The sequence below is a fragment of the Burkholderia sp. 9775_39 genome (genome assembly GCF_015712225.1).
Taxonomy (GTDB): domain Bacteria; phylum Pseudomonadota; class Gammaproteobacteria; order Burkholderiales; family Burkholderiaceae; genus Burkholderia; species Burkholderia cenocepacia.
Window position 1 is genome coordinate 106,227 of sequence record NZ_JACCQC010000013.1, and the last position, 15,485, is coordinate 121,711.

The following is a 15,485-nucleotide window of genomic DNA, read 5'->3' on the forward strand; positions in this document are numbered from 1 at the left end:
CTCAGACGCCTACCCGATCATGTCCAACGATACGCATCCCGTTCCGTCCCTGGCCACCGGCGACACGCCGGCCGCCGCAGCGAGCCTGAAATCGCGCTTCTTCAACCCGGCCGCGCGGCAGAAGCTGCTCGCGTTCGCGAGCCTCGTGCTGCTGATCGTGTTCTTCAGCTTCGCGTCGTCGAACTTTCTCGAAGTCGACAACCTCGTGTCGATCCTGCAAGCCACCGCCGTGAACGGCGTGCTGGCCGTCGCCTGTACGTACGTGATCATCACGTCCGGCATCGACCTGTCGGTCGGCACGCTGATGACGTTCTGCGCGGTGATGGCCGGCGTCGTGCTGACCAAGTGGGGCATGCCGCTGCCGCTCGGGATTCTGGCGGCGCTGGGCTTCGGCGCGCTGTCGGGCTGCGTGTCGGGCGTCGTGATCGCGAAGATGAAGGTGCCGCCGTTCATCGCGACGCTCGGCATGATGATGCTGCTCAAGGGGTTGTCGCTCGTGATCTCCGGCACGCGGCCGATCTACTTCAACGACACGCCGGGCTTCACGTCGATCGCGCAGGATTCGCTGATCGGCAACCTGATTCCCGCGCTGCCGATCCCGAACGCGGTGCTGATCCTGTTCCTCGTCGCGATCGGCGCGTCGATCGTGCTGAACCGCACCATCTTCGGCCGCTACACGTTCGCGCTCGGCAGCAACGAGGAGGCGCTCAGGCTGTCCGGCGTGAACGTCGACGCGTGGAAGATCGCCGTCTACACGTTCAGCGGCGCGGTGTGCGGGATCGCCGGCCTGCTGATCGCGTCGCGGCTGAACTCCGCGCAGCCGGCGCTCGGGCAGGGCTACGAGCTCGATGCGATCGCGGCCGTCGTGATCGGCGGCACGTCGCTGTCGGGCGGCGCGGGCAGCATCGTCGGCACCATCATCGGCGCGTTCATCATGAGCGTGCTGACCAACGGCCTGCGCATCATGTCGGTCGCGCAGGAATGGCAGACGGTCGTGACGGGCGTGATCATCATCCTCGCCGTCTACGTGGACATCCTGCGCCGGCGGCGCCGCTGACGCAGGTACGGGCGCAAGCACGAACGGGCTTCACCGCCGGCCGGGCCGGCATTTCAGTCGATACCAACCAAGGAGACGCGAAGTGATCAGGAGCAAGGTGTTGAACGCGATCGTCGGGCTGACGTTCGCCGTCGGCGTCACGGCCGGCGCGCAGGCGCAGGAAACCTACATCCCGCTGATCTCGAAAGGCTTCCAGCATCAGTTCTGGCAGGCCGTGAAATCGGGCGCGATGCAGGCGGCGAAGGACTACAAGGTGAAGGTGACGTTCGAAGGGCCGGAAACCGAGGCGATGGTCGACAAGCAGATCGACATGCTGTCGGCCGCGATCGCGAAGAAACCGGCCGCGCTCGGCTTCGCGGCGCTCGACAGCAAGGCCGCGCTGCCGCTCCTGAAGAAGGCGCAGGCCGAGAAGATTCCGGTGATCGCGTTCGACTCGGGCGTGGACAGCGACATTCCGGTGACGACGGCCGCGACCAACAACAAGGCGGCCGCCGCGCTCGCCGCCGACAAGCTCGCCGCGCTGATCGGCGACGAAGGCGAGGTGGCCGTGGTCGCGCACGACCAGACGAGCCGCACCGGCATCGACCGCCGCGACGGCTTCCTCGAACGGATGAAGTCCGCGCATCCGAAGGTACAGGTCGTGACCGTGCAGTACGGCGAGGGCGACCAGCTGAAGTCGACCGAGGTGACGAAGTCGATCCTGCAGGCGTATCCGAAGCTCAAGGGGCTGTTCGGCACCAACGAAGGCTCGGCGATCGGCGTGGTCAACGGCGTGCGCGAGATGAAGCGCAAGGTCGTGATCATCGGCTACGATTCCGGCAAGCAGCAGAAGGACGCGATCCGCAGCGGGCTGATGGCCGGCGCGATCACGCAGAACCCGATCGGGATCGGCTACAAGACCGTCGAGGCGGCCGTGAAGGCGATCAAGGGCGAGAAGCTGCCGAAGGTCATCGATACCGGGTTCTACTGGTACGACAAGACCAATATCGACGATCCGAAGATCACGGCGGTGTTGTACGACTGAACGTGGCGAATGGTGGCGACGATGCGGGCCGTCGCCGCCGCGGCGATTGAACACGAGGGCATCATGGGCGCAGTGCGTATCGATTCGCATCAGCACTTCTGGCGTTATCGCGCGGCCGACTATCCGTGGATCGGCCCCGGCATGGGCGTGCTCGCGCGCGACTACCTGCCCGACGCGCTGTGGCCGCAGATGCATGCGCAGGCGCTCGGCGCGTCGATCGCGGTGCAGGCGCGCGCCGGGCGCGACGAGACGGCATTCCTGCTCGACCTCGCGCGCGACGACGCACGCATCGCGGCGGTGGTCGGCTGGGAGGATCTCGGCGCGCCGGCGCTGGCCGACCGTGTCGCCGAGTGGCGCAGCCCGAAGCTGCGCGGCTTTCGTCACCAGGTGCAGGACGAAGCCGACGTCGGCGCGTTCGTCGCCGATCCCGGCTTCAATCGCGGTGTCGCGTGGCTGCAGGCGAACGGTTACGTGTACGACGTGCTCGTGTTCGAGCGCCAGTTGCCGGACGTGCGTGCGTTCTGCGCGCGGCACGACGCGCACTGGCTCGTGCTCGATCACTGCGGCAAGCCGGCGCTCGCCGCGTTCGAGCGCGACGACACGGCATTTCCGCGCTGGCGTGCGGCGCTGCGCGAGCTGGGCGCGCTGCCGCACGTCGTGTGCAAGCTGTCGGGGCTCGTGACCGAGGCCGACTGGCGGCGCGGCCTGCGCGGGCAGGATATCCGGCATGTCGAACAGTGCCTCGACGCGGCGCTCGACGCGTTCGGCCCGCAGCGGCTGATGTTCGGCTCGGACTGGCCCGTGTGCCTGCTCGCGGCGTCGTATGACGAAGTGGCGTCGCTCGTCGAGCGCTGGGCCGAATCGCGGCTGTCGGCGGCCGAGCGCGACGCGTTGTGGGGCGGCACGGCCGCGCGTTGCTACGCGGTGCCGGGCGACATGAAGCGCGGCATATAAAATAGGCGCGAGCGGTCTGCCGATTCGTCAGACCGTCCGGAACGAAACCGATTACCAGCGTCAACGTATGTCCATCCAGCCGATTCAGAACCGCCGCCTCTACCAGCAGATCGCCGACAAGCTCAGCGCGATGATCGAGTCCGGCGATTTCCCGCCGGGCAGCTATCTGCCGCCCGAGCGCGAACTGGCCGAACGCTTCGGCGTGTCGCGCACGTCGGTGCGCGAGGCACTGATCGCGCTCGAAGTGAACGGGCTCGTCAGCGTGCGCGTCGGCGACGGCGTGAAGGTGCGCCACCCGGAAGCGGCTGCCGTGCCCGAACCCGCGCCGGCGCCCGACGCGAAGGTCGCGCCGTTCTCGATCGTCGAGATCGATCCCGAACTCGGCATCGCGCTCGACCTCGATACCGAAATCCCGCCGTTCGCGCTGCTGCAGGCGCGCCGGCTGATCGAGCCGGAAGCCGCGTCGCTGGCCGCGAAGCATGGCTCGGACGCGCAGATCGAAGGGATTCACGAAGCGTTCCTGCGCAACCAGGACGACAACCGCAGCGGCTCGCTCACGCACCCGGGCGACCGGCTGTTCCACATCCGCATCGCGGAAGCGAGCGACAACCCCGCGTATGCGCTGATGATCAAGCAGTTGCTCGCGCACAAGTACGATCTGATGTTCCAGCGGCTGCAGTCGCTGTACATGCCGAACGACATGCCGCACCGGTCCGAACTCGAGCATCGCGCGATCCTCGACGCGATCCGCGCGCGCGACCCGGACGCCGCGCGCCGCGCGATGGCCGAGCATCTCGACGAAGTGATCCGCATCTTCGGCCGCGCGCTCGACTGAGCGCACGAATCGATTTCCTGCATGTCGGGAAGCGGCGCACGCGACGCGGACCCTTCCGGGTGTCGATGCGGCGTCCGCACCGTGCGAGCGCACCGGCCGTCGGGACAGAACGAACGCTGCGCTGCGAGCGACGCGCGCCGGTCGACCGGCACGCCGCTCGCGCGCCGAATGGAGTGTGACGAATGCGCGTGAACGATTGCCACAATTTCCACGACTTCCGCGAACTCGCCAGGCGGCGGTTGCCGGGACCGATCTTCAACTACATCGACGGTGCGGCCGACGATGAAGCCACGTATCGACGCAACACGCGTGCGTTCGAACGCTGCGATCTGGTGCCGAACGTGTTGCGCGGCGTGCGCGATGTCGACCTGTCGGTGACGGTCATGGGGCAGAAGCTCGGCATGCCGGTCTATTGTTCGCCGACGGCGCTGCAACGCCTGTTTCATCATGACGGCGAGCGCGCGGTCGCCGCCGCGGCCGCGAAATTCGACACGATGTTCGGCGTGTCGTCGCTCGGCACCGTGAGCCTGGAAGAAGCGCGTGCGATCAGCCAGGGCCCGCAGGTCTACCAGTTCTACTTTCACAAGGATCGCGGCCTCAACCGCGAGATGATGAACCGCTCGAGGGACGCCGGCGTGAACGTGATGATGCTGACGGTGGACAGCATTACCGGCGGCAATCGCGAGCGCGACAAGCGCACCGGTTTTTCGATTCCATTCCGGCTGACTCTCGCGGGGCTGACCGAGTTCGCGTTGAAGCCGGCCTGGGCCATCAACTATCTGACCCACGAGCGGTTCCGTTTGCCGCAACTCGACCGGCATGTCGACATGGGCGGCGGCGCGATGTCGATCAGCCGCTACTTCACGGACATGCTGGATCCGTCGATGTCATGGGACGACGTCGCCGCGATGGTGCGGGAGTGGAACGGGCAGTTTTGCCTGAAAGGCGTGATGTCGGTCGACGATGCCCGCCGGGCGGTGGACATCGGCTGTACCGGCATCGTGTTGTCGAACCACGGCGGACGGCAACTGGACGGTTCGCGCGCGGCGTTCGATCAGCTTGCCGAGATCGTCGACGCGGTGGGCGACCGGATCGACGTGATGATGGATGGCGGCGTGCAGCGCGGTTCGCACGTACTGAAGGCGCTGGCGTTGGGGGCGAAGGCCGTCGGGCTGGGACGCTATTACCTGTTCCCGCTCGCCGCCGCCGGGCAGCCCGGCGTCGAGCGCGCGTTGCAACTGATGCGGGCGGAGATCGAACGGGACATGCGGCTGATGGGCTGCGCGTCCGTTGCGCAGCTCGGGCGAGATCAACTGCGCTTTCGCTGACGACGCCGGATTCGACGCCATTCGGGGCGGCGCGTCGGGGGATCGCCTGCTCAGAAGCGATCCGCGCGATACGGCGCCGGGTCGGTGAACGGCGCTTCGCCGGTCATCATCTCGGCGAGCAGGCGGCCGGTGACGGGGCCGAGCGTCAGGCCGTGATGGTTGTGGCCGAACGCGAACCACAGCCCGCGATGCGCGGGCGCGGGGCCGATCACCGGGCGCATGTCGGGCGTGCACGGCCGGAAGCCGAGCCACGGATGCGGGTCGAGCCGCTCGCCGAACCCGAACACCGGCCGCGCGACGCGTTCCGCGCGTTCGAGCTGCACGCCCGTTGGCGGAAGCCCGCGCCGCGCGATCTCGACGCCGGTCGTCAGCCGCAATCCGCGCCGCATCGGCGCGATCACGTAACCGTATTCGCGATCGACGATCGGCGCCGACGGCACGCCGCGCGCGGACGGCGCGTAGTGCATGTGATAGCCGCGCTTCTCGCGCAGCGGAATCCTGTAGCCGAACTTGCCGAACACCGTGTCGGACCACGGGCCGAGCGCGACGACGACGGCCGGCGCGGCCGCCGGGCCGTCGTCGGTCTTCACCTGCCAGCCGGGTGACAGCGCGTCGAGGCTCGCGGCGTCGCCCGTCAGCAGCGTGCCGCCGCCCTGCGCGAACAGCTGCGCATACGCTTTGACGAGCGCGGACGGATCGACGACGCTTTTCGGGTCGAGCCAGTGCAGCGCGCCGCAGAAGCCCGCCGCGAGGCTCGGTTCATGCGCGAGCAGCGCGGCCGCGTCGAGCGGCGTGATGCCGAGCCCGTGGCGGCGCGCGGTGAGGCCGGCCTCGGCCACGCCGCGTTCGAATGCGGCCGGCGTGCGGAACGCTTCCAGCCAGCCGTTCGCGCGAATCAGTTCGCCGGCGCCGGCCCGGGCGATCAGCGCGTCGTGTTCGACGATGCAGCGTTCGATCAGCGGCAGCATGTCGCGCGAGGCCGCCGCGTGACGTAGCGGCGCCGATTCCCACCAGAACCGCGCGAGCCACGGCGCGAACGCGGGCAGCGACGCGCTGTGCCAGTAGAGGTCGGTCGAGCGATTCAGCGCATAGCGCATCAGCGTGAACGGGCTGCGCGGGAACGGGTACGGTTCGACCGACGAGCGCTCGATCAGCCCGGCATTGCCGAAGCTCGTGCCTTCGCCGGGCGCGCCGCGATCGACGAGGGCAACCTTGCGCCCGCGATCCTGCAGGTGCAGCGCGGCGGAGACGCCGACGATGCCGGCGCCGAGAACGATGACGTCGAAATCCATCGATGATGAGTGGCGGTTGGCGGGGCATCGGTGTCGCTTGCGCCGTGCCGCCGCGTGTTGGAGAGCGTGCGAAGCACAAGCATACTCGCGGCCGCGGCGATGCGCATCAACTCATCGAGAACAGCTTTCCCCACCGCGCCAGCACGCCCGTATCGACGCCGGCCATCCGCAACGCCTTCCACACGACCGTCGACACCGTGTCGTAAGCCGCGATGCCCGTCGCCTGTTCGAACGGCCCGGCCAGATGCGCGGCATGCAGGTTCGTGCAGAACGTCGCCACCGCATCCGGCCGCGCCTGTGCCGTCTTGCGCATCAACGCCGCGAGCTGCGTATCGGGCACGTCCGCGAAGCTGGCGTTGTCGCGCAGCCCGAGATGCCGTTCGGCCACGCAGTCGATGCCGAGCTGCGCATACTGACGCACGATCCGTTGCTGCACGTCGTCGAGATATGGCGTGACGAGGCCGAGCCGCCGCACGCCGGTGCGCTCGAGCAACTCGTTCAGCGCGAGCACCGACGTCGTCGCCGGGATGCCGGTCGCTTTTTCGATGCCGCGGCACAGCGCGGCATCGCGTTCGAAGCCGAGCCAGCCGGCCGACGTGCCGCTCCAGCCGATCACGTCGACGCGCGCGTCGGCGAGCTGCCGCGCCGCGACGAGGATGTGCGCCGCGTCGAACTGGTCGAGCGCGGCCGCGCTGAGCGCGATCTCGGTCACGGTGAAGCGCGCGAAATGCACGCTGACGTGTGGCAGGCCGGCGACGATCGCGCTCGTCAGCGGCTCGAGCGCGGTGTTCGACGACGGCGTCAGGATGCCGATGCGGATGCGCGGATTCATCGGATGGCCTCCGCTCAGTCGAGCAACTGCCGCACCGCGGCGACGGCCGCACGGCGCAACGCGGCAAGGTCGAGCCCCGGGATCTCGCCGTTGTCCACCACGATCCGACCGTTCACGATGTTGTACTTCACCGGCGCGGGCTCGCCGGCCGCCACCGGCGCGATCGCATGGTCGTGGAAACCGTTGAAGCGCGGTCCGCTCACGTCGTACAGCACGAGATCGGCGGCTTGTCCGACCCCGAGCGTGCCGACCGCATCCAGCCCGAGCACGCGGGCGCCGCCTTGCGTGCCCCAATGCAGCACGTCCTCGATCGTGGTGGCCGACGCGCCGTGCGCCGCGCGATGCACGAGCCACGCGAAATTCGCCTCGTGCGTCATGCTGCCCGATTCGTTCGACGCGACGCCGTCGACGCCCAGCGATACCGGCACGCCGGCCGCCGCCATGCGCGGCGCGGGCGCGATGCCGCTGCCGAGCCGTGCATTGCTGACGGGGCAGTGCGAGCAGCCGGTGCCGGTGTCCGCGAGCATCGCGATCTCGCTCGCCTCGAGATGAACGAGGTGCGCGAACCACACGTCCGGGCCGAGCCATTCGTGCTCGGCGACGAATTCGACGGGCAGCTTGCCGTAGCGCTCGCGGCAGAAATCGACGTAGCGGGTCGTCTCGGACAGGTGCGAATGCAGCCGCAGACCCATGCCGCGCGCCGCCCGCGCGACTTCCGGCAGCAGGTCCGGCGGCAGCGAGAAGGTCGGCGTCGTCGGCGCGACGACCACGCGGCGCATCGATGCCGCGCCCGCGTCGTGATAGCGCGCCTTCAGCCGTTCGATATCCGCGAGCATCTGGTCGAGCGTCTCGGGCTGCAGCGCGGTGCCGGCGAACCCCGGATGATCGCCGGCCGCCTGCAATGCGCCGCCGCGGCACAGCACGAAGCGCATGCCGAAGGCGGCGGCTTCGTCGAACAGCAGGTCGCCGGTCTCGGTCGTGCCGCCCGCGTGGTACAGGTAATGATGATCGGCGCAGGTCGTCACGCCGGACAGCAGCAGTTCCGCGAAGCCGAGCCGCGCGGCGATGCGCGCGAGTTCCGGCGTGAAGCGGGCGACGCGCGGATACGGGACGGCGGCAAGCCATGCCTGCAGGTCGGCGTTGATGCCGGCCGGCACGCCTTTCAGCAGGTTCTGGAACAGATGATGGTGCGTGTTGATCCAGCCCGGATAGACGACGCAATGGCTCGCATCGATCACGCGCTCGCCGGGTAGCGGCGCGAGATCGGGTGCGATCGTCTCGATCCGGCCGTCGCGGATGCGCAGGTCGGGCCGGCCGAGCCGCGCGGCGTCGCCGGGGTGGCCGCTCATGACCGCGAGCGGGTGGCGGATCAGCAGCGAAGAACAAGGAACGCTCATGGTCGGGTCTCCTCGGATTCGGATAGTCGGTCACGGGTTGTCGTGCGCCGCGCGCCGCCGTGAGGCCGCGCGCGGCATGAAGCCGGTCAGTCGCACTCGCGCGCCATCGGGCTGCGGGGCGCGGCATCGGCACGGGCATGCGTTTCAACGGGGGCGGCCGCCGGCACGCCGTTGAGCAACGCATTGAGCAGCACCGACACGAGGCAGGCGATCACGACGCCGCTGTGCAGGAACGGCTGCGTCCAGTCGGGCATGTGCGCGAACACCTTCGGCGCCATCACCGGAATCAGCGCGGTCGCGATCGTGAAGCCGACGATCAGCACGTTGTAGCGGTTGTTCTCGAAATCGACCTTCGCGAGCGTCTGCACGCCGGCCGCGACGACCACGCCGAACATCGCGATACCCGCGCCGCCGAGCGCGGCCGACGGCGTCGACGCGACGATCGCGCCGATCTTCGGCACCAGCGCGACGACGCACATCAGCACGCCGCTGACCGCGACGATCCAGCGGCTGCGCACGCCGGTCAGGATCACGAGCCCGACGTTCTCCATGAACGCGATGAACGGGAACGCGGCGAACGTGCCGGCGATCGCGCTCGCGATGCCGTTCGCACGCAGCCCGCGCACGACGTCCTCCTCGCTCACCTGTTTCTCGACGATGTCGCCGATCGCGACGAACAGGCCCATCGATTCGACCATCTGCACGATCATCACGACGACCATCGTCAGCACCGGCACGATCGCGAACACGGGCGTGCCGAAATGGAACGGGTAGGGCACGGTGAACCACGGCGCGGCCGCGACGTTCGTGAAGTTGCCCATCCCGAGCGCGATCGCGAGCAGGCTGCCGGCCACCAGCCCGATCAGCACCGACAGGTTGCGCAGGAACGCGTTCGCGAAGCGGTTGACCGCGAGGATCACGACCGCGACGACGAGCGCGACCGCGAGGAACGACAGCTCGCCGAACTGCAGCTTCGCCGCGTCGCCGCCGCCGGCCCACTGGTATGCGACCGGAAACAGCTGCAGCCCGATCACGGTGACGATGCAGCCCGTCACGACCGGCGGGAACAGGCGGCGCAGCCGGCCGACCAGCGGCGCCGCGAAGGTCGTGATGATGCCCGCGCCGATCACCGCGCCGCACACGCCGGCGAACCCGACGCCCGGCGTCAGGCCGATCGCGATCACCGGGCCGACGCTGCTGAACGCGACGCCCTGCAGGATCGGCAGGCGCACGCCGAGCTTCCACACGCCGACCGTTTGCAGGATCGTCGAGATGCCGGAACAGAACAGCGCGGTGCTGATCAGCACGGTCGTATCGGCGGGCGACATCTTCAAGGCCGATGCAACGATCAGCGGCACCGCGATCGCGCCGATATACGCGACGAGCATGTGCTGCAGGCCGAGCGTCAGCATCTGGCGGCGCGGCAGGACCCGATCGACGGGATGTGAAGCAGAGTTCATGGGCGTGTCTCCTGAGGTTCGTTATCGGGCGGGCGCATGGCGCACCCGCCTGGCGTGCCCGTCAGGCCGCGACCGGCGCGGCGAGACAGGCATGGAAACGGTCGGTCAGCGCGGCGCGATCGAGATCGCGGCCGATGAAAACGATGCGCGACGAGCGCGGCTCGCAGCCCCACGCCTGCGCGGCGCGCAGTTCGATCACGCCGTGCACGCCCTGCAGCACGTAGCGCTGCGCGCGACCCTGCACGGCGAGGATGCCCTTCATCCGGAACAGGTTCGCGGTGTCGGCGCGGCGCAGCTCGCCGAGCCAGGCTTCGAGCGCGTCGAGATCGACGTCCGCGTCGACTTCGATGCCGACCGACGATACGCTTGCGTCGTGTTCGTGGCGATCGTCGTGGCCGTCGTGGTCGTCGTGCGGATGATCGCCGTGTGCGTCGTGGCCGTGCGCATGCGTGTGTTCGTGTTCGTCCGCATGCGGCGCCTCGACCGCCAGCCCGTCGCTCTCGACGAGAATCTGCGCGAATTCGTTCGCGCCGATCCCGAGGATGCGATCGAGATCGACCTGCGCGTAGCTTGACGTCACGATCTCGGCGGTGCTGTTCAACTCGCGCAGCCGCGCGGTCAGCGCGCCGACGTCCGTCGCGTCGACGAGATCGACCTTGTTGATGACGATGCGGTCTGCGCAGACGATCTGGTCGACCGCCTGGTTGTCGCGGCCGTCGAGCACGAGATCGTCGAGGTGCGCGCGAATATGCTTCGCGTCGACCATCGTGACGACCGCATCGAGCGCGACTTCCTTCGCGATCGGATCGTCGAGAAAGAAGGTTTGCGCGACCGGATACGGATCGGCGAGCCCGCTCGTCTCGACGATGATGTGATCGAGCCGGTCGGGCCGGGCGACCAGCATCCGCACGATCCGCACGAGATCCTCGCGCACCGCGCCCACGCAGCACACGCAGCCGTTCGTCATCTCGTAGATTTCCTCGGTCGATTCGAGCACGAGGCCGCCGTCGATGCCGATTTCGCCGAACTCGTTCTCGATCACCGCGATCTTGCGGCCGTGTTTCTCGCGCAGGATATGGTTCAGCAGCGTGGTCTTGCCCGCGCCGAGGAAGCCGGTCAGCACGGTGACCGGAATCTTCTGGACGTCGCTGTGGGTGGTGTGGATGTGGGTCATGACGCGTCTCCGTTGAGTCGGTTGGGCTGCGGATGGGGCCGTGATTCGCTGTCTTTCCAGCGATGGACGGTGCGGGAATCGAGGTCGAACAGGTCGAGCACGCGGCCGAGCGTGTGGTCGATCATCTGCTCGAGCGACGCGGGGCGCGCATAGAACGCCGGCACGGGCGGCGCGACGATCGCCCCCATCTCGGTCGCGGCGGCCATGTTGCGCAGGTGCGTGAGCGTGTACGGCGTTTCGCGTGCGAGCAGCACGAGCCGGCGGCGCTCCTTGAGCGCGACGTCGGCGGCGCGCGCGATCAGGCCCGCCGACAGCCCGCTCGCGATCTCGGCGAGCGTCTTCATCGAGCACGGCGCGACGATCATCCCGAGCGTGCGGAACGAGCCGCTCGCGATCGGCGCGGCGATGTCGTCGCTGCGGTACAGCACGCTCGCGCGCGCGGCGACGTCGGACAGCTTGAAATCGGTCTCGTGCGCCATCGTCAGCGCGGCGGCGCGGGACACGACCACGTGCGTCTCGATGTCGAGTTCGCGCAGCAGCGCGAGCAGCCGTATCCCGTACACGAAGCCGGACGCGCCGCTGATGCCGACCACGAGCCGCCGCGCGCTCATCGCGGCGCTCCGGCGAGTTGCGTGACGAGATGCGCGGCACGCTGCATTGCAGCGTCGCCGACCCGGGCGCGCACGCCGTCGAAGCGCGCGCCGCGGGTCGCGTCGACGCCCATTCGCGACGTCGTGCCGTCGGCCGACGACGATGGGTCGAGCGGGCTGCCGGGCAGCCCGTCGACGACGAACAGGTCGCGATGCGGCTGGAAGTGCGTCGCGATCGCCCACAGCACCTGCGCGTCGTCGGTGATGTCGATGTCGCTGTCGACCGCGACGACGTTCTTCAGGTACGGGTCCCAGCCGAGCAGCGCGAGCATGATCTGGCGCGCCTCGCCGTCGCGCGACTGCTTCAGCGCGACGTAGCAGTGAAAATGCGTGCCGGAATTCGGATAGTGGATTGCGGTGACGGCCGGAAAGCGCGCCTTGAGCTTCTCGCTCATCTCGGCTTCGCGCGGCAGCCGCGCGAGTGTCAGGTGTTCCGCGTACGGGCCGCCGACGACGTCGACGAGCCATGCGTCGTCGCGCCGCATCATCGTGTCGACGCGCAGCACGTTGTTGGTCGAGCGATCCGACGAGTAGCCGGTGAATTCGCCGAACGGGCCTTCTTCGGCGTGCGCATCGGGATCGATCGTGCCCTCGAGCACGAACTCGGCGGCGGCGGGTACCCCGATGCCGTGGCGCGGTGTGCGCACGAGCTGCAACGGCGCGCCGAACAGCCCGCCCGCGATCGCGCGTTCGTCCGCGCCGAACGGCACGCGCGCGGCGGCCGCGAGCATGACGAGCGGATGTGCGCCGATCACCATCGCGACTTTCAGCGTGTCGCCGCGGGCTTTCGCGGTTTGCAGCATCCGCCACAGATGGCCGCGCGAATGCAGGCTCGTCGCCAGCGCGTTGCGCGCGTGCGGCATCGAGCGGTGATAGCTCAGGTTCGCGATGCCCGTCACCGGATCTTCGGCGACGATCACCGCGTTGGTCACGTATGGTCCGCGATCCGTTTCGAAGTGGCGGATCATCGGCAGGTGCGCGAGATCGACCGCGTCGCCTTTGACCACATGATCGAGCACGGGGCCGTGCGGCACGACGACCGGCGCGACGGGCGCGTTCGCGCGCTGCTGCCACGCGTCGAACAGCCCGTTCGCGTCGACGCCGAACAGCCGGCCGATACGCGTGCGGGACGCGAAGACGTTGGTGACGAGCGGCGTCGACAGGCCGTCGATGCGCTCGCAGACGAGCATCTCGTGCCGGCCGCGCGCGGCGAGCGACGCGACGACGGCGGTGACGTCCTGGTCGGCGGACAGCGGCTGCGCGATCGTCAGCACGTCGTCCGGAAAGCGTTCGCGATAGGCGGTCGCGAAGTGATGAAAATCCTGCTGCTCGGCGAAAAGGCTCGACGCCATGATGCACTCCGTCGGATGCGGAAGGGAAAAGGCCGGACCGCGTGCACGGCGGCACGCGGTCCGGGCGCCGGCGCGTTACACGTAGGTCGCCGTCAGGCGCTTCTGTGCTTCGTCGAGATCCTTCGGCGGCTTGGTCGGCTCGATGCCGACGAGGCGGGCGATGTTGTTGCCCATGTAGTCCTCGAGGCCGTCCTCGTCGAGATCCATCCCCTGCGGCGCGGGCCCGCACAGCATTTCCAGCTCGCGCAGCCACATGCCGGGCTCGTTCGGCGGCGAATCGGTGCCGAACACGATCTTGTTGCGCGGCAGCTCGCGCGCGAATTCGACGATCCGCGACTGGTAGCACCAGCCCGATTCGCAATACACGTTCGGCGTGTCCATCGCCATCCAGAACGCTTCGAACGAGTAGTTGCCGCCCGTCTGGATGCCGAAGTGACCGATGATGAAGTTCACCATCGGAAACTCGCGGATGATCGGGTAGAACTGCGTCGGAATCGTGTATGGCCCGTCGCCCGTATGGATCAGCACGACGGTGTTGTACTTCGCGCACACCTTCATCGCGGGGCGCAGCCAGTCGAGCGCGCGGTCCGGCCGGTAGCCGTGCATGTTCGCGTGCAGCTTCACCATCTTGAAGCCGTACTCCCTGATGTGGAATTCCAGCTCCGCCGCGCCGTTTTCCGGGCCCCAGCGCGGGTTGTACGTGAAGTTGCCGATGAAGCGGTCGGGGTACTTCTGCGTGAGTTCGGCGATGTACGCCATGTAGTCGCGAATGCCGTCGCGGCCGCGGCGATTGCCGTCGCGATAGCCGGTGTTGCCGGGCGGCGGCTGGATGAACCCCATGTCGATGCGGCGCGGCTTGCCGTTGATGATGTACGGGCCGTCCATCATCTTCAGCAGGCGTTCGCCGGTGAACGGTTCGCCGGTATGGCGCCACGCCTCGTCGACGAGGTTGGTCGGGTGCAGGTGCGTATCGATGATCATGCAATGCTCCGGAATCGGGAGAGAGGGGCGCGCGTCAGGCGGCGAGCAACGCTTTCGCTTCGTCGACGGTGCGCGGCGCGGGCGTCGGTTCGAGGCCGATCATGCGCGCCGTGTTGTTGCCGAGGTAATCCTCGAGCGTGTCCTCGTCGAGATTCATCCCTTGCGGCGGGTCGAAGCACAGCACTTCGAGCAGGCGCAGCCACATGCCCGGTTCGTTCGGCGGCGTGTCGGAGCCGAACAGGATCTTGTGCTTCGGCAGCACCTTCGCGAATTCGACGATGCGCGACTGCAGGCACCAGCCCGATTCGCAATACACGTTCGGCAGATCCATCGCGAGCTGGAACGGCTCGAAGCAGTAGACGCCGCCCGTCTGCACACCGAAGTGCGCCATGATGAAATTGACCGTCGGGAATTCCTTGATCATCGGCACCCACTCGGTCGGGATGCTGTACGGGCCGTCGCCGGTATGCAGCTTCACGAGCACGCCGAGTTCCGCGCATTTCTTCAGCGCGGGGCGCAGCCAGTCGAGCGCGCGGTCGGGCCGGTACGCATGCATGTTGGCCTGGAATTGCACCATCTTGAAGCCGAGCTTGCGCACGTAGTGATCGATCGCGTTCACGCCGTTCTCCACGCCGCAGCGCGGGTTGTAGACGAAGCAGCCGATGAAGCGGTCGGGATGCCGGTGCACCATCTCGACCGTGTACGCCATGTACGCGTCGATCGATTCGGTGCCCGATTTTTCGCCGTCGGTATACGTATAGATGGTGTTGCCTTGCGGCGGCTGGATGAACGCCTTGTCCACGCGGCGCGGCTTGCCGTTGATGAGGAACGGGCCGTTCATCGTCTCGATCAGGCGTTCGCCGGTGAACGGCGGGCCGTCGTGGCGCCACGCGAGGTCGACGAGATTCGTCGGGTAACAGCTGGTGTCGATGATCATCTACTCGATCTCCTTGAGAGGAACCGGAAAAGCCGGTTGCCGGGTCGCGGGCAGGCACGTCGATGAAGCGACCTGTCGGTCGGATTCATGCGGCCCTTTGCAAGGCGCTTTTTTTTCGCGCCTTCCCCTCGCCGGCATCGAGTGACACACTGCGGCGTGCACTGCTGCTTGAGACCGAGTGTCACAAGCCGAATGTGCTCTGTACAATATTT

Annotated in this window: 14 protein-coding genes; 5 read left to right on the plus strand and 9 right to left on the minus strand. The window is 68.0% G+C overall.

The features are described from left to right. Positions 1 to 19 precede the first annotated feature (19 nt). The 5 genes from H0X90_RS19065 to H0X90_RS19085 all read left to right on the plus strand — a co-directional run bounded on the left by H0X90_RS19065 (position 20) and on the right by H0X90_RS19085 (position 5,198). Positions 20 to 1,057: an ABC transporter permease gene (locus H0X90_RS19065; protein WP_006498773.1), complete on the plus strand. Its 1,038-nt coding sequence runs from the start codon at positions 20 to 22 to the stop codon at positions 1,055 to 1,057. Between the two features lie 82 nt (positions 1,058 to 1,139). After that, complete coding sequence (locus H0X90_RS19070) at positions 1,140 to 2,081, plus strand: ABC transporter substrate-binding protein (protein WP_006484743.1); 942 nt, start codon at positions 1,140 to 1,142, stop codon at positions 2,079 to 2,081. A 63-nt stretch (positions 2,082 to 2,144) separates the two neighbouring features. Continuing rightward, complete coding sequence (locus H0X90_RS19075; RefSeq protein WP_012493519.1) at positions 2,145 to 3,035, plus strand: amidohydrolase; 891 nt, start codon at positions 2,145 to 2,147, stop codon at positions 3,033 to 3,035. 67 nt (positions 3,036 to 3,102) lie between these two features. Then, complete coding sequence (locus tag H0X90_RS19080; RefSeq protein ID WP_006484716.1) at positions 3,103 to 3,870, plus strand: FadR/GntR family transcriptional regulator; 768 nt, start codon at positions 3,103 to 3,105, stop codon at positions 3,868 to 3,870. 182 nt (positions 3,871 to 4,052) lie between these two features. Next, entirely contained in the window at positions 4,053 to 5,198 is a 1,146-nt protein-coding gene (locus H0X90_RS19085) for an alpha-hydroxy acid oxidase (protein ID WP_006484756.1), read from the plus strand. A gap of 50 nt (positions 5,199 to 5,248) precedes the next feature. Here the strand turns inward: H0X90_RS19085 and H0X90_RS19090 are convergent, their stop codons facing one another. From H0X90_RS19090 to H0X90_RS19130, 9 genes are all read right to left on the minus strand, one after another. Then, a complete protein-coding gene (locus H0X90_RS19090; RefSeq protein WP_077189096.1) occupies positions 5,249 to 6,490 on the minus strand; it encodes an FAD-binding oxidoreductase in 1,242 nt (413 codons plus the stop codon). Positions 6,491 to 6,596: 106 nt separating this feature from the next. Further along, positions 6,597 to 7,322 carry an aspartate/glutamate racemase family protein gene (locus tag H0X90_RS19095; RefSeq protein ID WP_006484770.1) on the minus strand — a complete coding sequence of 242 codons (726 nt, stop codon included), beginning with the start codon at positions 7,320 to 7,322 and terminating at the stop codon, positions 6,597 to 6,599. 14 nt (positions 7,323 to 7,336) lie between these two features. Then, the gene (locus H0X90_RS19100) at positions 7,337 to 8,719 is read right to left on the minus strand and encodes an amidohydrolase family protein (RefSeq protein WP_077189095.1); all 1,383 of its coding nucleotides are present in this window, start codon (positions 8,717 to 8,719) and stop codon (positions 7,337 to 7,339) included. Between the two features lie 86 nt (positions 8,720 to 8,805). Further along, positions 8,806 to 10,179 (minus strand): nucleobase:cation symporter-2 family protein, encoded by a 1,374-nt coding sequence (locus tag H0X90_RS19105; RefSeq protein WP_006498778.1) that lies wholly within the window; start codon positions 10,177 to 10,179, stop codon positions 8,806 to 8,808. Positions 10,180 to 10,240: 61 nt separating this feature from the next. Beyond that, positions 10,241 to 11,353: a GTP-binding protein gene (locus H0X90_RS19110; protein WP_077189094.1), complete on the minus strand. Its 1,113-nt coding sequence runs from the start codon at positions 11,351 to 11,353 to the stop codon at positions 10,241 to 10,243. After that, positions 11,350 to 11,964 carry a UbiX family flavin prenyltransferase gene (locus tag H0X90_RS19115; RefSeq protein WP_006484736.1) on the minus strand — a complete coding sequence of 205 codons (615 nt, stop codon included), beginning with the start codon at positions 11,962 to 11,964 and terminating at the stop codon, positions 11,350 to 11,352. The genes H0X90_RS19110 and H0X90_RS19115 overlap by 4 nt, the downstream gene beginning before the upstream one ends. Next, complete coding sequence (locus H0X90_RS19120; protein WP_077189093.1) at positions 11,961 to 13,355, minus strand: UbiD family decarboxylase; 1,395 nt, start codon at positions 13,353 to 13,355, stop codon at positions 11,961 to 11,963. The genes H0X90_RS19115 and H0X90_RS19120 overlap by 4 nt, the downstream gene beginning before the upstream one ends. Before the next feature lie 75 nt (positions 13,356 to 13,430). Further along, positions 13,431 to 14,336: an amidohydrolase family protein gene (locus H0X90_RS19125; RefSeq protein WP_077189092.1), complete on the minus strand. Its 906-nt coding sequence runs from the start codon at positions 14,334 to 14,336 to the stop codon at positions 13,431 to 13,433. Between the two features lie 34 nt (positions 14,337 to 14,370). Beyond that, positions 14,371 to 15,273: an amidohydrolase family protein gene (locus tag H0X90_RS19130; RefSeq protein WP_058903431.1), complete on the minus strand. Its 903-nt coding sequence runs from the start codon at positions 15,271 to 15,273 to the stop codon at positions 14,371 to 14,373. Between the last annotated feature and the right edge of the window lie 212 nt (positions 15,274 to 15,485).

Bases quoted from the DNA above. Each gene is read 5' to 3' on its own strand.
- H0X90_RS19110 (WP_077189094.1), bottom strand. From the start codon at position 11,353: ATGACCCACATCCACACCACCCACAGCGACGTCCAGAAGATTCCGGTC.
- H0X90_RS19115 (WP_006484736.1), bottom strand. From the start codon at position 11,964: ATGAGCGCGCGGCGGCTCGTGGTCGGCATCAGCGGCGCGTCCGGCTTC.
- H0X90_RS19130 (WP_058903431.1), bottom strand. From the start codon at position 15,273: ATGATCATCGACACCAGCTGTTACCCGACGAATCTCGTCGACCTCGCG.
- H0X90_RS19125 (WP_077189092.1), bottom strand. From the start codon at position 14,336: ATGATCATCGATACGCACCTGCACCCGACCAACCTCGTCGACGAGGCG.
- H0X90_RS19090 (WP_077189096.1), bottom strand. From the start codon at position 6,490: ATGGATTTCGACGTCATCGTTCTCGGCGCCGGCATCGTCGGCGTCTCC.
- H0X90_RS19075 (WP_012493519.1), top strand. From the start codon at position 2,145: ATGGGCGCAGTGCGTATCGATTCGCATCAGCACTTCTGGCGTTATCGC.
- H0X90_RS19100 (WP_077189095.1), bottom strand. From the start codon at position 8,719: ATGAGCGTTCCTTGTTCTTCGCTGCTGATCCGCCACCCGCTCGCGGTC.
- H0X90_RS19080 (WP_006484716.1), top strand. From the start codon at position 3,103: ATGTCCATCCAGCCGATTCAGAACCGCCGCCTCTACCAGCAGATCGCC.
- H0X90_RS19065 (WP_006498773.1), top strand. From the start codon at position 20: ATGTCCAACGATACGCATCCCGTTCCGTCCCTGGCCACCGGCGACACG.
- H0X90_RS19095 (WP_006484770.1), bottom strand. From the start codon at position 7,322: ATGAATCCGCGCATCCGCATCGGCATCCTGACGCCGTCGTCGAACACC.
- H0X90_RS19120 (WP_077189093.1), bottom strand. From the start codon at position 13,355: ATGGCGTCGAGCCTTTTCGCCGAGCAGCAGGATTTTCATCACTTCGCG.
- H0X90_RS19105 (WP_006498778.1), bottom strand. From the start codon at position 10,179: ATGAACTCTGCTTCACATCCCGTCGATCGGGTCCTGCCGCGCCGCCAG.
- H0X90_RS19085 (WP_006484756.1), top strand. From the start codon at position 4,053: ATGCGCGTGAACGATTGCCACAATTTCCACGACTTCCGCGAACTCGCC.